Annotated in this window: 10 protein-coding genes; 9 read left to right on the top strand and 1 reads right to left on the bottom strand. The window is 58.2% G+C overall.

The genetic code is table 11. The features are described from left to right. The first annotated feature begins 183 nt into the window (after positions 1 to 183). The 9 genes from F6A13_RS08700 to parC all read left to right on the top strand — a co-directional run bounded on the left by F6A13_RS08700 (position 184) and on the right by parC (position 13,750). Positions 184 to 1,533, top strand: a complete 1,350-nt coding sequence (locus tag F6A13_RS08700; RefSeq protein WP_151528154.1) for a TolC family protein — start codon at positions 184 to 186, stop codon at positions 1,531 to 1,533. Continuing rightward, positions 1,530 to 2,570, top strand: a complete 1,041-nt coding sequence (locus tag F6A13_RS08695; protein WP_126604182.1) for an efflux RND transporter periplasmic adaptor subunit — start codon at positions 1,530 to 1,532, stop codon at positions 2,568 to 2,570. The genes F6A13_RS08700 and F6A13_RS08695 overlap by 4 nt, the downstream gene beginning before the upstream one ends. Beyond that, entirely contained in the window at positions 2,570 to 5,596 is a 3,027-nt protein-coding gene (locus F6A13_RS08690) for an efflux RND transporter permease subunit (protein WP_151528153.1), read from the top strand. The genes F6A13_RS08695 and F6A13_RS08690 overlap by 1 nt, the downstream gene beginning before the upstream one ends. 123 nt (positions 5,597 to 5,719) lie before the next feature. Then, positions 5,720 to 6,715, top strand: coding sequence for a YncE family protein (locus F6A13_RS08685; protein ID WP_225981774.1), 996 nt, complete (start codon positions 5,720 to 5,722; stop codon positions 6,713 to 6,715). A gap of 157 nt (positions 6,716 to 6,872) precedes the next feature. Beyond that, complete coding sequence (locus tag F6A13_RS08680) at positions 6,873 to 7,184, top strand: PepSY domain-containing protein (protein WP_113525510.1); 312 nt, start codon at positions 6,873 to 6,875, stop codon at positions 7,182 to 7,184. Between the two features lie 77 nt (positions 7,185 to 7,261). Continuing rightward, entirely contained in the window at positions 7,262 to 7,924 is a 663-nt protein-coding gene (locus tag F6A13_RS08675; RefSeq protein ID WP_126604179.1) for a response regulator transcription factor, read from the top strand. Further along, a complete protein-coding gene (locus tag F6A13_RS08670; protein WP_113525512.1) occupies positions 7,921 to 9,228 on the top strand; it encodes a sensor histidine kinase in 1,308 nt (435 codons plus the stop codon). The genes F6A13_RS08675 and F6A13_RS08670 overlap by 4 nt, the downstream gene beginning before the upstream one ends. Before the next feature lie 128 nt (positions 9,229 to 9,356). Further along, the gene (locus F6A13_RS08665) at positions 9,357 to 11,327 is read left to right on the top strand and encodes a DNA topoisomerase IV subunit B (RefSeq protein WP_126604178.1); all 1,971 of its coding nucleotides are present in this window, start codon (positions 9,357 to 9,359) and stop codon (positions 11,325 to 11,327) included. Between the two features lie 17 nt (positions 11,328 to 11,344). Beyond that, positions 11,345 to 13,750: a DNA topoisomerase IV subunit A gene (gene parC / locus F6A13_RS08660; protein WP_126604177.1), complete on the top strand. Its 2,406-nt coding sequence runs from the start codon at positions 11,345 to 11,347 to the stop codon at positions 13,748 to 13,750. Between the two features lie 70 nt (positions 13,751 to 13,820). Here the strand turns inward: parC and F6A13_RS08655 are convergent, their stop codons facing one another. Then, complete coding sequence (locus F6A13_RS08655; RefSeq protein WP_172959307.1) at positions 13,821 to 15,095, bottom strand: MFS transporter; 1,275 nt, start codon at positions 15,093 to 15,095, stop codon at positions 13,821 to 13,823. Positions 15,096 to 15,358 lie beyond the last annotated feature (263 nt).

Genomic DNA, 15,358 nt, shown 5'->3' with positions numbered 1-15,358 from the left:
CGCCAAATAGTGGACGATCTTTATCCATAGGCCGGGTAGGAAAGATCCAGCGGGACGGGATGTCGTGCGCGGGTTGGGGCGATATCCTAAGTTTCGCCTAATTCAATCATGAGACACTGATGGAGGGGTAAGTAATATGCCCATTCCATCACGGGTTTTCACCCTTCAGGGAGCATAGGGTTTATGGCATTTCGATTATGGCCTGCAATCCTGGTCAGCCTGATGTTGCTGCCGGCCGGATGTGCGAGTTATCAGGCAGCACCCTTGCCTGGACATCTATCCTCTGTGCAGGATGTGCATCGGGAAATGGCAGCGGCGCTGGCGCGGATGCACCCCCATGCCCAGCCGATAAATTTGCATGGGCCATTTTCTGGCGAGGATCTTGGGGCGATCGCCGTGTTGCTCAACCCACAGTTGCGTGCCATGCGGGCCAATCTGGGAGTCGCCCAGGCCCAGGTTTTTGCGGCCGGTTTGCTTCCCGATCCCCAACTGTCACTCAGTGCGGACTTGCCCACTAATGTCGCAGCCGGTTATTACAATGCCTATAGCATGGGTTTGAGTTGGAGCCTCGCCAGTCTGTTTACCCGCTCTGCCAATCTGGATATTGCCCACGCACAGCAAAAGTCCGTGCAATATCAGGTCGCCTGGCAGGAGTGGATGCAAGCGGGTAATACGCGCGTTCTTGCCCGTCAGCTTTATTATCTGCGGGCGCAGGAAGAGGTAGCGGAAGCGGCAGCCAAGACCACCGGGAAATTGTATCGAGCCTCCGCTGAAAATTTACGTCTTGGCGACACCACCATCACCACCGCAACATTACGGCAGATTGCCTGGCTGGATAGTCAGGATCGGGCTCTCGCCTTGCGTCGACAGGTCACCACCCTGCGCCAGAATCTCGACCAATCCATTGGCCTGCCACCGAAAATGGCGATCAGCATAACGCCCCCGCGGCTTTGGCCCAGCCTGCCCGATGCCGCGTTTCTGGTAACCTTGGCCGACAAGCATCGGCTTGATCTGCTGGCGCTGCGGGCTGGCTATCAGGCGCAGGAAGCCCGGGTACGACGTGCCATTCTCGGCCAATACCCAGGCTTCACCATTGGCTTCAATAGGGCCGCCGATACCTCCAATGTGCAAAGCTACGGCCCAAGTTTGACGCTGGATATTCCCCTCTGGAACCGGAACCGTGGGGTTATTGCGGAAAGCGAGGCTACCCGCGCGCAGCTCCGGGCAGCCTATACCGCCCGTCTGTTTCAGACGCGCGCCGACATTTTTCGACTGGTGACGGATCTCCGCCGCCTGGCACAGGAAATCAAGCCCCTGCAGCAACAGGTTCCGGAACTGGCGAAGGCCGAAAACCGATTACGTAGGGCCGCTGCGGAACACAACGTGACTTTGCTGGATTATGAGACCGTACGCAGCCAATCCCTGGCGAAGCGCCTGCAATGGCTGGCGCTACAGGAATCCTACGCTGCCCAGCAGGCAGCGCTGGAAATGGCGGTCGGTTTACCTTATTCAGATTGGGGGAGTCGGAAATGAGAACGCGGTTTTCGGGCGGAAAAATCCTGGCATGGGGATGCTGCCTGTGCTTGCTGCTTGCGGGATCTGCCGAGGCAGAGGTTTCCGCCCTGGTAAAAGTCACGCCGGCGCGAATGATGTCCATGGCGGATCAGCTTCGTGTCTATGGTACCGTAGAGTTTGCGCCGGAGGATGGCAGAACCATCGTGCTGCCAGCCGAAACCCTAGTCAGCCAGGTACTGGTGGCCGCCGGGCAGCGGGTAAAGCAGGGGCAACCCATGCTGCAGGTACAACCCTCGGTTAGTGATCAACTGCAGCTGAAGCAGGCGGAAATTGGCCTGAAATTCGCTATTGCCGACCAGCAACGGGTGGCGAACCTGCGTCAGCGCCAACTGGCGACCAATACCCAACTGCAAACTGCGGATCAATCCCTCGCTCGTGCGCGGGCGGCTCTGCAGGACATCCAGTTGCGGCTGCAACAACTGAAAAACGGGCAGGTGTCCGCGCCCATCAATGGGGTAGTGACCATCGTGCATGTGCATCAGGGTGACCTCGTCCCCGCTGGTCAGCCTTTGCTCAGCCTGAGTACAGGAAATGCCCTGCGCGTTTTGTTGGGAGTGGAACCGGGGATCTTGCCGCGTATTCATGTGGGGGATTCGGTGAGCCTGCTTCCCGTATATGGGGGGCAGGCGCCGGTGCAGGGAAAAGTCAGCCAGATCTATAGCCAGATTGATCCGCAAACCCGACTTGCCCAGGTGGTGGTGCCATTGCCCGCCAGTCCTGATTTGTTGCCGGGAGCCATGCTGCAAGCGGAAATCATCCTGCACCACCGACGGGTCATCGCGGTCCCGGAAAGCGCCGTTCTGCAGCAGGACGGCAGGTCCTATTGTTTCGTGGATGTGGCCGGTAAAGCCCAAAAACGCTGGATTGACACGGGTTGGCAGCAGGCAGGCTGGATTGCGGTGAAGCAAGGGCTCAGCGTAGGTGATGCGGTGGTGAGTCTCGGCAATTACGAGCTCAAAGCAGGAATGGCCTTGCGGGTAGAAGGGAAATCCTGATGGGTGCCTGGTTACTACGGCATCGTCGCTCGCTGCTGTTTCTGCTGTTGGTACTCGTGCTTGCAGGTTTGCTGTCCGCCATGAAAATGCCGGTAGCCCTGTTTCCCAATGTGGTTTTCCCACGTATCGAAGTAACTGTAAATTCCGGGAATATGCCCATTCAACAGACCGAAATCGCTGTCACCCGGCCGTTGGAGCAGGCATTGCGGGCGGTCCCCGGTGTAGAGCGCATTCGTTCTACCACAGCGCGTGGCGCTGCGGATGTATCGGTGCAGTTCGCCTGGGGAAGCAACATGACGGAAGCCCTGTTGCAGGCAGAATCCGCAGTAAACAAGGAGATGCCGGTCCTGCCGCCGGATACCCGTTTTACTGCTCGGCGGATGGACCCGACGGTGTTTCCTGTTCTCGGGCTGTCCCTGACATCGGATCATCTGGATCCCGTCGCCCTGCGTCGCTATGCCGAATATGACCTGCGGCCGCTGCTGCTCACCATCCACGGCGTGGCGCAGGTGGAGGTGCAGGGCGGGGCGCGCGAGGAATATCAGGTGGTGGTGGATCCCATGCGCCTGCAGAGTTACGGCCTGAGGCCTGCGGATGTGGAACGGGCGCTGAGCAACGGCAATGTCATTACCGCCGTGGGTCGTTTGCAGCGCCACTATCGCCTATATCAGATTCTGAGTGAAAGCCCTCTGAAGAATGTGCAGGATATCCGTCATATCGTGCTCAAGACCGGTGTTGCCGGGGTCGTGGATCTTGCGGATGTTGCTCAGGTCCGGGTGGGAACGGTACCCCAGTGGACCACGGTGACGGCCAATGGCAAAAATGCCGTGCTGGTCAATATCAAGCAACAGATCGGTGCCAATACGGTGGCCATCGATCATGCTATCCGTACCTTGTTGCGCAAGGATGCCAAGAGCATTCCGGCGGGGATAAGCCTGAGTACCTGGTACGATCAGAGTCAGCTGATTACCGCCGCCGCATCCAGCGTGCGTGATGCCATTTTTGTTGGAGCGGGTTTGGCGGCCATGGTGCTGTTGGTGTTTTTGCGGAATTTGCGCCTGACCTTCATTGTCGCCATAGTGTTGCCCAGTGTGCTCCTCGCCAGTGTGCTCATCCTTTTTGTGATGCACCAGAGTTTCAACATCATGACGCTGGGCGGGATGGCAGCGGCCGTGGGCTTGGTGGTAGATGATGCCGTAGTGATGCTCGAACACATCATGAGCCGCATCACCGAACATCCGGCTGAGGGTGAGCCTGTGTCGGTATTGCACTCGGCACTGGAAATGAGTAAACCGCTGGCGGGCTCATCGGCAGCAACCATCATCATTTTTGCACCTCTGGCATTTTTGTCCGGGGTGACCGGTGCTTTTTTCCAAGCATTGGCCATTTCCATCGCTGCGGCTCTGCTGGTGTCCTTTCTGGTCGCTTACCTGGCGGTGCCACTCCTCGCCGATCTGCTCCTGAGGCCTCGGGATGCCGAGCAGGCGGAGCATCAGGGACGCTTTTTGGCCTGGTTCAGCAACATTTATGGACAATATCTGGAGAGATTGCTGCAACGGCCATTATTTTTATCCTTGATCGTACTGACCTTTCTACTTTTGGGTGGATGGTCTTACACACAGGTGGGCAGCGGTTTCATGCCCGCGATGGACGAGGGTGGATTTGTACTGGATTATAACGCTGCCCCCGGTACTTCTTTGGCGGAAACGGATCGGCTGCTGGATCAGGTTCAGCAGATTCTCGCCAAAAACCGGGATGTGGCCAGTTATTCACGGCGAACGGGCCTGCAGTTGGGAGGCGGCATCACGGAAGCCAACACTGGAGATTTTTTCATCCGCCTCAAGGCGCAGCGACAGCATTCCATATGGCAGGTGATGAAGGCGGTTCGCGGGCAGATTCATAATCAGGTTCCGGGGTTGCGGGTGCAAACGGGACAACTGATGGAGGACCTCATCGGAGATTTAACCGCCGTGCCCCAGCCTATCGAAATCAAGCTCTTCGGTGCGGATTCCCAAACCCTGCAAAAGCTGGCCCGGCAAGTGGCCGGACAAATCCGCCAGGTGCCGGGCGTTGTCGAGGTGTTTGACGGGATTACCATTGCTGGCGACGCCGTTGATATTCACGTGGACCCGGTGAAGGCCGCTCTTGCCGGAATGACCCCCGGTCAGGTCACCAATCAGTTGCAAACCCTGATGGAAGGTCGCGTGGTTAGCCGGATACCCCAAGGCCAGGAAATGATCGGGGTCCGAGTCCGCGCTCCCCATGCACTCTGGAATGAAATCAATCGCCTGCGGCAACTCCCTATTATTGCCCCTGATGGGCATTATCTGACCTTGAGGCAGGTGGCAGAAATTCGTACGCAATCCGGACAGGCGGAACTGAACTCGGAAAACCTCAAGCCCATGGTCGCGGTGACGGCCCGTATCGAAGGGCGGGCGATGAGCACGGTGATGGGCGAAGTTAAGGCCCGTCTGGCCCATGTGCAGTTGCCCCAAGGGGTCTACCTGCAATATGGCGGATTATACCGCGAACAGCAGCAATCCATGCGCGAACTGGCGCTGGTGCTGCTGGCTGCGATTCTGCTGGTGACGGTGTTGCTCCTGTTTCTCTATGAGCGTTTTACCGTGGTCCTGAGTATTCTCGCCACCGCTCTCCTGGCCCTGGGTAGCGTGTTTATCGGTCTATGGCTGACCGGCACGGAGCGCAATATCACGGCCATGATCGGGATAACCATGATCGTCGGCATTGTGACGGAAACGGCGATTTTCTTTTTTGCGGAAGCGCAGTCTGCGGAGCGACACGAACTGGTGCGGGCCGGAAAAGCACGGCTGCGGCCCGTGCTGATGACCGCCATCATCGCCATCCTGGCCCTCATGCCGCTGGCCTTGGGGTTGGGTGCCGGGGCACAAATGCAGGCACCTTTGGCCATCGCGATTATTTCGGGATTGCTGGCCGAAATCCCCTTGGTACTGGTGGTGATGCCTGGGATTTATGCGTGGCTGGAAAGGGTTTTCAAAAAAGGTTAATGGGTTTTCACCACCTGATTTTCAACCTCATAGGGATGATATATGCGTACAGTTCGTTACATCATGGTCGCAGCCTTGTTGAGTACGGGGCTGCTCGGAACCGTTACCGCGGCCGCAGAGAATATGTCCGTCTTGCCGCTCAGGGTGGTTCATGCCGATCTTCCCCTTCCCGGCAAGCCTGATCAGGCCTATGTGCCGATCGATCAGCAGTCAACCGGAAAAGCCCCGTTGAAAAAAGATACCAATCGCTTTGACTATGAGTCGATTGATCCGCAAAGGCAGTTGTTGTTTATTTCCCATCTTGGGGCAGACAGTGTCGATGTAGTCGATTTGCGCAACAACCGCGTCATTGCGAATATCAAGGGCGTTCCTGCTGTGCATGGGGTGCTGGCGGTACCAGAACTGGATGAAGTATTTGCGAATGCGACCGCGATCAACCAACTCGAAGTCATTTCCGAGAAGACATTGCACATCATCGCCCATGTGCCCACCGGTGTTCACCCCGATGGCATGGCCTACGCGCCGAAGGTACACGAGCTGTTCATCTCTGACGAGACGGGACAGACCGAAACGGTGGTTGACACCCGCAACCACCGGCGGGTCGCCACCATTGCCATGGGTGGCGAAGTTGGCAACTCGCAATACGACCCCGTTAGCCAGTTGGTATTCGCTGATGTGCAGACCCGTAACGAGATTGTGGCGATCGATCCGCGCAGCAATGCGATCGTCCAGCGTTATCGGCTGCCGGATACCTGCGTTCATGACCACAGTCTGCTGATCGACGCGCCAGCCCGTCTCGCTTTCGTTGCTTGCGACGGCAACGCCAGGCTGCTGCTCCTCAACATGCGCGACATGCATGTGCTGTCCGTGCATAAAACCGGTCGGCATCCCGACGTGCTCGCTTTCGACCCTGGGCTGCAACGCCTTTATGTCGCGAGCGAAAGTGGTGTAGTAGCGGTCTTCCAACTTAAAGGAAAGCAGTTACGATTGCTTGGACGTAATTATCTCGCCTATGAAGCGCACTCCGTGGCCGTTGATCCGCAAACCCATCGCGTTTATTTCCCGTTGCAGAATGTGGCTGGTCACGGAGCCTTGCGCATCATGGCGCCTACGCTGTAGATGGTGCGGCTGTCACCTTCGATGTGCGGCAACCCGTTTGCCTCTTCTTCTGCCTCCATCCGCGCTAATTTTGCGCTAACGCTGGGGGGGTATAGTGAGAACAGATGGAGACAAATGGATTCATCTGCATCTCAATTCATTAAAAAGGAGCGATATCATGAAGGTGTCTACAAAGTTGGCAAGTGGTATTTTGGGCGGGGTTTTGTTCCTGTATGCTTTTGGTGCTTACGCTTTTACCGGTCAGGAATTGGCTGGCGAGGCGAAGATCAGTATCGCACAGGCACGCATTACTGCTTTGCGGGCGTATCCTGGAAAGATCACCGATCAGGAACTGGAAAAGGAGAAAGGTGGCAGTGGCTTGCGATATTCTTTCGACATCAAGAAGGGTGGTGTCAGCCACGAAGTAGGCGTTGACGCCAGGACCGGAGCCGTTCTGGAGAACTCGATTGAGGGCAAACATGCGGATTGATGGTCTATAGTGTTTAGTGGGTGAACCCGCTCCTTGGGGCGGGTTTTACAAGTTGTTTGGGAGTTAAGCACTAAAAAATGCGTATTCTTCTGGTTGAAGACGACCGAATGATCGGTGAAGCCATTTCAGTTGCGCTACGGGACGCGGCTTATGCAGTGGACTGGGTGCGTGATGGTGAAACCGCTTTGCGGGCGATTGCCAATCAGGAACATCAGGCCATTTTTCTGGATTTGGGTTTGCCCAAACTGGATGGTTGCACGTTGTTGCAACGTGTGCGTGCAGGAGGTAACTCCCTGCCAATCATTATTATTTCCGCCCGCGACGCATTGACGGATCGGGTGGAGGGGCTGGACTTGGGGGCTGATGATTATCTCGTCAAACCTTTTGCCATGAGCGAGTTGCTGGCTCGTTTGCGCGCCATCATCCGTCGTCAGGGCGGGCAGGGCTCGCCGGTGTTAGGTAACGGATCTCTGCAGCTCGATCTAAGCACACACACGGCGCAGATCGGAGAACTCAGTGTCCTGTTGACCAATAAGGAGTTTGCTTTATTGCAGGCACTGTTGCTACGTCCAGGTTCCATACTCAGTCGTGCGCAACTCGAAGAGCGCCTGTATGGCTGGGACGAAGGTGTAGAGAGTAATAGCATCGATTTTCTGATTCACGGTCTGCGTAAGAAGCTCGGTGCCAAAGTCATCAAGAATGTGCGTGGCGCGGGTTGGATGATCCCGCGTCAGCCATGAAACGTTCTTTGCAGGGACGCTTGTCCATTGGGTTGAGTATCGCTATTGTCTGTATGGGATTGTTTGCCGGATTGGCGTCTTTCTTTCTGGCTCTGAATGAAGCACAGGATTACCAGGATGCCTCACTGCAGCAGATCGCTGCACTGGTGCCTCCCCAGATCTGGCGGAATACCTATCGCTATGGTCGACAGCCGGTGGATGCCGACTCGGATGTGCGCATCGTCGTTGAGCCGTTATGCCTGGTAAACTGCAAGGGGGTGGATATTCCCCTGAAACTTCCTCCGCAATTGTCATCAGGTTTTCATACGCTTGCAGTGGATGGTCAGGAATGGCGGGTTTTTGTTCGGCGACAGGGGCCTGGTGAAGCATTGGCAGTGGCCCAGTCCACCGATTTGCGTAGCGACGCGGCTATTGCCAGCGCACGGCGCACCCTGCTGCCCTTGTTGTTTTTGGTGCCCTTGTTGATTGTTTTTTCGCACGTTATTGTGCGGCGTAGTTTGGCCCCGATCCAGAGTCTGGCCCAAGTCATGGATCGGCAAAATGCCGATCGTCCTGAGCCGCTTTCTCTAGAGCAAGTGCCGGAGGAGATTGCCCCATTTCTTCAGGCCATCAATCGGTTGCTGGAAAGGATTCGGATATTGCTGGAGCAAGAGCGTCGATTCATTGCCGACGCCGCCCATGAACTACGTACCCCGTTAACCGCATTGTCGCTCCAGGTGCAGAATCTGGAGCGGGCTGATTCTCTCTCGGAATGCCGAAAACGCGTGTTGCCTTTGCAAAGTGGCTTGGAGCGGTCCCGTCATTTGCTCGATCAGTTACTGGGTCTGGCCCGGCAGCAGACCGCCCCGTCCAGCTTTGAGCCAGTGGACTTGGCGGTAATCGCCCGCCAAACAGTGGAAGATCTTTATCCATTGGCAGAGCAGAAAAAAATAGATTTTGGACTGGATGCCTCAACGGCGTTGTGGGTACAGGGAAGCGCTGCCGCCTTTTACAGCCTATTACGCAACGCGGCGGATAACGCCTTGCGCTATAGTCCGGAAAATTCCGAGGTGACCGTGCGTGCCTATCGGGAAGGGGAATATGCGCTGTTGGAAGTTATAGATAGTGGGCCGGGTATTCCGGCTGAGGAGTCGGAACGCATATTTGATCCTTTTTATCGTATCCCCGGTATAACGGGAGACGGGAGCGGTCTGGGCTTAACCATTGTTCGCGCCATTGCCGAACAGTTGGGCGGACAAATTATATTGCGTTCCCGACGCGAACAATCGGGGTTGCATTTCATCTATCGCCAAAAAATAGTCTAGACTGCTTACCATCATGGTGATCTATGAAAGGGAATAGCTCATATGGCGGCCACTGCGCGTGGCGCCAGAGGGCTGCCCATCCGGCCTTTTCAGCCTTATGATAGGGGGAGGCAGAAGGAAACCACCATTTGAGCTATAGCGCCGAACAATTCACCGTCCTCAAGGGACTCGAACCGGTCAAGTTGCGTCCGGGCATGTATACCCGTACCACCTGCCCTACCCACATCATTCAGGAAGTGATCGATAACGCCGCCGATGAAGCCCTGGCCGGCCAGGCGACGCGCATCGACGTGACGGTCCGTGACGATGGCTCGGTGATCGTCGAGGACAATGGCCGCGGCATCCCCGTCGGCATTCCGTCCGGCGAGTCTCGTCCGGCGGCCGAGTTGGCCTTCACGACCCTGCATGCAGGCGGCAAGTTCGATAAGACGGACCTGGAGTCAGCCTATCGCTTTTCCGGCGGTTTGCATGGGGTGGGCGTGGCGGTCACCAATGCCCTGTCCCAGCGGGTGGAAGTCGAGATCAAAACCCGCGACCCCCAGGGATCGGGAAACGGTCGCTATCGGCTGGTGTTTACGCAGGGGGACGTGAGCGAGGCGCTGACCCGGCTGGAGGACTGCGGCCCGCGCACCCACGGTACGCGGGTTCAGGTATGGCCGGATGGGCAGTATTTCGACTCCGCCAAAATCAATATCCGCGAGCTCACCCATCTCCTGCGCGCCAAGGCCATTCTCCTCCCTGGTCTGCAAGTGAGCCTCACCCTCCCGGAGCAGGAACCCGTCGTCTGGAAATATAGCGAAGGTCTGGCGGAATACCTCGCGGAAATCGTCGCTGATCTCGAACTGGCCACTCCGATTTTTGCAGGAGCCTCCTACCAGGACGGGGATAGTAACGGTTTTGCGAAAGGGGAGGGTGCGGGTTGGGCGCTCTGTTGGATCAACGGCGCCGCACCTAACCCGGAAACTTACGTCAACCTGATCCCGACGTTGGACGGCGGTACCCACGAGTCGGGCTTTCGGGCCGGGGTTTTCGAGGCGGTGCGCAGTTTCATGGAGCATCACAGTCTCGTCCCCGCCAAGCTTAAACTGGTACAGGATGATGTTACCGGGAAGATGGCGCTGGTGCTGTCGGCGCGCGTGCTGGACCCGCAGTTTCAGGGGCAGACCAAAGACAAGCTTACCAGCCGCGACGCCTATAAGCTGATGGCGCAGACCGTGCGTGATCCGCTGGAACTCTGGCTCAACAGCCATCCGGATGCGGGGAAGGCGATTGCGGATCTGGCGATCCAGAATGCCCAGGCCCGTACCCGCGCCGCGCAAAAAATCGAGCGTAAGAAAGGCTCGGGGCTGGCGACACTCCCCGGCAAACTGACGGATTGTGAAAGTGAGGATATTCAGCGCAATGAGTTGTTTCTGGTCGAAGGGGACTCTGCCGGCGGTTCCGCCAAGGCGGCGCGCGACAAGGAATATCAGGCCTTGCTGCCGCTGCGGGGCAAGGTGCTCAACACCTGGGAAGTGGACGCAGACCAGATCTTCAAGAACCAGGAAGTCCACAATATGGCGGTAGCCCTGGGCATTGAGGCACACGGTTTCCAGGCGGACCCGGATCGGGTGCTGGCCGGGCTGCGCTACGGCAAAATCATGATCCTATCCGATGCCGATGTGGACGGCAGCCATATTCAGGTGCTGATTCTGACCCTGTTTCTGCGGCACTTCCCGGCGCTGTTGCAACGCGGCCATGTATTCGTGGTCAAGCCGCCTTTATACCGGGTGGATACCACCTGGCGCGGCAAGGCCCGTAAAATCTACTGCGAGGCAGAGGCGGAGCGGGACGCGGCGATAGAGCGCCTGCGCACCGAAGGCGTCAAGGAAAGTGCCATCTCGGTGCAGCGTTTCAAAGGCCTGGGTGAGATGAACCCGGATCAACTCTGGGAAACCTCCATGTGCCCCGACACCCGTTCCCTCGTCCCGTTGTCCATGACGGCGGCCGATCAGGCGGCGCTGCATGCCCGCTTCAGCCTGCTGATGGCCAAACAGTCCGCCGGCGGGCGTCGCGAATGGATGGAGCGGGACGGCTGGACGGCGGATATCGATATTTGAGACGGGGAGTTTCGGACATGGATAATACCCGGGATCTTTTTGATCTCATCGGTAATGCGCACCCCTCGGAAACCGGGGCGGTCACCGACGACACGCCTGCTCCGGTATCAGCCGAAGCGGTACAGGGGCTCGCAGCGTTATCTGCTGCCTCGCCAGCACCACCGCCTCCGCCACCCGGGGAGGGCGCCCCGGACCCTAGCGAACCTGGGGAGCCGCCGCTCGCGGAATATGCCGCGCGTGCTTACCTTGCCTATGCCATGAGCGTGGTAACCGGGCGGGCGATTCCGGCGCTGGCCGATGGCCAGAAACCAGTGCAACGGCGAATTCTCTATGCTATGCGCGACATGGGGCTGCAACGCTCCCCACAGCATGTCAAGTCCGCCCGGGTGGTGGGCGAGGTGATCGGCAAGTGGCACCCCCACGGCGACACTTCGGTGTATGACGCCATGGTGCGTATGGCCCAGCACTTCACCCTGCGCTACCCGGTGGTGGATGGGCAGGGCAACTTCGGGTCTCTGGACGGCGACTCGGCCGCCGCCATGCGCTATACCGAAGCCAATCTGACCCCCATTTCCGAACTGCTGCTGGCAGAAATGGACGAGGGCACGGTCGATTTTCGCAGCAACTATGACGGAACACTGGAAGAACCCGTCACCTTGCCTGCTCGGTTGCCCTTCCTACTGATGAACGGCGCCTCCGGTATCGCGGTCGGCATGGCTACGGAGATTCCGCCCCACAATTTGCGCGAACTGGCGCAGGTCTGTGCGGAGTTGGTCCTGCGCCCGGACATGGCCGATGACGAAATACTGCAATCGATTCCCGGTCCCGACTTCCCTGGCGGTGGCCAGATTATCTCGACGCCCGGGCAAATCCGCGAGGCCTATCTGTCGGGGCGCGGCAGCATCCGGGTGCGGGCCCGCTGGGAGGTCGAAAAGCTGGCGCGCGGGGAGTGGCGTATCGCGGTACAGCAACTGCCACCGGGGGTGTCCACCGCACAAATCCTCTCGGAGATAGAAACCCTTTCCAACCCGCAAGCCAAAGGGGAAGGCAAAAAAAAGGCGCTTACCCCGGAGCAGCAGACGACAAAAAACGCCATGCTGTCTCAGATGGATACCGTGCGCGACGAGTCGGGCAAGGCCCATGCCGTGCGGATCGTCATCGAGCCGCGCTCGCGCAACCAGGACCCGCAGAGTCTGATGACCTACCTGCTGGCCCGCACCTCGCTGGAAACCAATCAGTCGGTGAATCTCACGGTGCTGGATCTGGATGGCAAAGCACCGTGTATGCCGCTCCCCCGGATATTACGGCAGTGGGTGCGCTATCGGGTGACTACCGTACGGCGGCGTAGTCAGTTCCGCCTCGACAAGGCCCTGACGCGCATTCATATTCTCGAAGGTCGTTTACGGGTGCTGCTGGATATTGATGCGGTGATCCGTGTAATCCGCGAGTCCGACGACCCCAAGGCCGACCTCATGGCCCACTTCGACCTCAGCGAGATTCAGGCGGAAGATATCCTGGAGATTCGTCTGCGGCAACTGGCGCGACTCGCCGGCATCGAACTGGAAAAGGAACTGGCCGACAAACGGGAAACGGCCGCGTACCTGAGCGCACTCCTGCAGGATGAGTCGCGACTGCGGGCATTGATCGCCGCAGAAATCCAGGCCGACGCCCAAAAATTTGGCGATGATCGTCGCACCCTGCTGGAAGCCGATACTGCCATCACCAACAAATCCATTCAGACCATTGCCGCTGCCATTGCGGATGAACCCGTTACGGTGATCGTCTCCCAAAAAGGCTGGCTGCGTACCCGCTCCGGCCACGGGCTGGATACGGCGACCCTGGGTTTCAAGGAAGGTGATGCCTTGTTGCAGGCCTTCGAGGTGCGATCCGTGGATACTCTGGTCCTGCTGGATCATTCGGGGCGTGCTTACTCCATAGCCGTGGCGCAAATACCGGGCGGGCGGGGCGACGGCATTCCGGTGTCGAGCCAGGTGGATTTTCAACCGGGCGGCGTGCTGGCTTGCGTAGCCTGCGGCGCCGGCGACAGCCTTTGGCTGGTGGCTGGAACCGGTGGCTATGGATTCCTGACCACGCTGGAAAACATGACCGGCCGGAACCGGGCGGGCAAGGCCTTCTTGACCCTGGACGCGAAGGAGCGCCCCCTGCCTTTGATCCGCGTCACCGACCTTCAGGCGGAAGCGTTCTGTCTATCTTCAGACGGGCGTGGCCTGCTGTTTCCTTTGACCGAGGTCAAAAACCTACCCAAGGGTAAGGGGGTCAAACTGATTGCCCTGGGCACATCGGCCACTCTGCAATCCCTGTTGGTTTATCTGGATGATCAGCCTTTGCCGCGCGGAGTGCGGAAAAATCGTGTGGAAGCCTGTCGTGGCCGGCGTGGCGGACGCGGCAGGCCCGTGCGTTAGGCGCTTTATTCAGCGCAACGCCAAGATATGCCACCTTGCCATCGGGTAACCAGATATGCTGGACCGCCGGTCACGGTTCCGAGGACGCTTTGGAGCGAAAGTCGGAGGAGAGCGTCTTTTGCCGATGTAGCCAGCGTTCCGTGAGTGCCAGAATGCCGGCGCCGAGAATCGCCGTAATACAGGCGTAGAGATACGAATCCAGTTGATCTGCCGTAAAAATGACCCCCATGATGACATTCGAGACGAATAAGCCCAGCGCCCGGCTCATGCTCAGTAATCCCATCCCTCCAGAAAGATCGCCAGACCGCACCAGATAAGAGGTCAGCACCGGTTCAAATGTCTCAACGGCTCCGGTGGCGATTCCCAACGCGGCTGCCCCCACATAGAACAGCAGGAGACCGGAGTCCACCAGATAGGATACTCCGATAATCAGGGAGCCCACCCCGGCCAGGGCGTAGCCGGTCGTCCAAAGGGCGCGGATAGGACGCAGGGCGCTGGACCCCAGTACGTAGCCGGCTATAGAAGAAAAACCCAGGTAGATGCCGAAGGTCAGGACACCCAGTGCGGCGCTGGCCTGTGTCTCTGCCACCGAAAGAATAGGGAAGCCCAGCGCGTAGTAACTGAATCCGAAGAGCGTCGCGGCCAGAAGCACGAAACGGAAGACTCGCCGGTTGATGCGCGGAGGATATTGGGGAAACTGAACCTTCGAGGCGGGGACAGTGCCTGTGGACGGCGTAGCCGCCGCGAATGGCACGTAGTGCACGAAGGCTAGGCAGACGCTGGAGATCAGAATGGGAAAAATGCTCACGAGAAGGATGTCGTGGTAGGAAACATGGTATAGGATCAGAATGATGGCATAGATCACCGCAACCAGACCGCCCCCTACATCCAGCGCATGAAGAAACCCGAAAACCTTTGCGCGGTGTTCCGGCTTGGATACCTCCACCAGCATGGCCCGCCGCGCCGGCGTCCGGAAGAAACGCGCCCACCAGCCCAAGGTAAAAAGGATGCCGACGATCCAGACATTGGAGAAAAAACCAGCGATGGACATCAGGGGAATGAGCAGATTGCCAGCGAGCGCTACGGTTTTTCTGTTGTATCTGTCGCCGGCCATTCCCCCCAGGAAGGCGAACAGGGATCCGCCGCCGAAGGCCAGCGCCAGCAGCAGGCCATAGACATAGGGAGGTTCTTTCATCCCAAAAATGATCAGCAGGGGGAAAACAGCGGTGACCGCCTGATAGCCCCCGTCGGCAAAGAACGCCGATAAAGACAGGAGCAACACATTTTTGTTGAGCCAACCGGAAGGTTCGGCGACGGGATGGGCGTTACCAGCCAATCTGTTCACTAGTGCCAGAAAAGGTGGCCCAGAACCAGAGTGTACTCCAGCAGGCTGGGGGAAGGCCGCCACACGGCCGCTGAGCAGCTATGGCAAATGGTCGAGGAAAAATCATGGTGCATCTCCTGTCAGAATGGGGCGGCATGTGGCGTCGATCTGAAGGATAGTCCCTTCGCGGGAAACCTGCAGGCCTCGCCGGCCGGTTTTTGCCGACTCGCGCATTCTCGGTGATGCACAAAAGCCCCGTATGAACGATATTATGGAAAGAGGGA

It is taken from the genome of Acidithiobacillus sp. 'AMD consortium' (genome assembly GCF_008926505.1).
Classification (GTDB): domain Bacteria; phylum Pseudomonadota; class Gammaproteobacteria; order Acidithiobacillales; family Acidithiobacillaceae; genus Acidithiobacillus; species Acidithiobacillus ferridurans.
The sequence above is the reverse complement of the archived record's forward strand: the minus strand, read 5'-3'. Positions and strand labels throughout refer to the sequence as shown.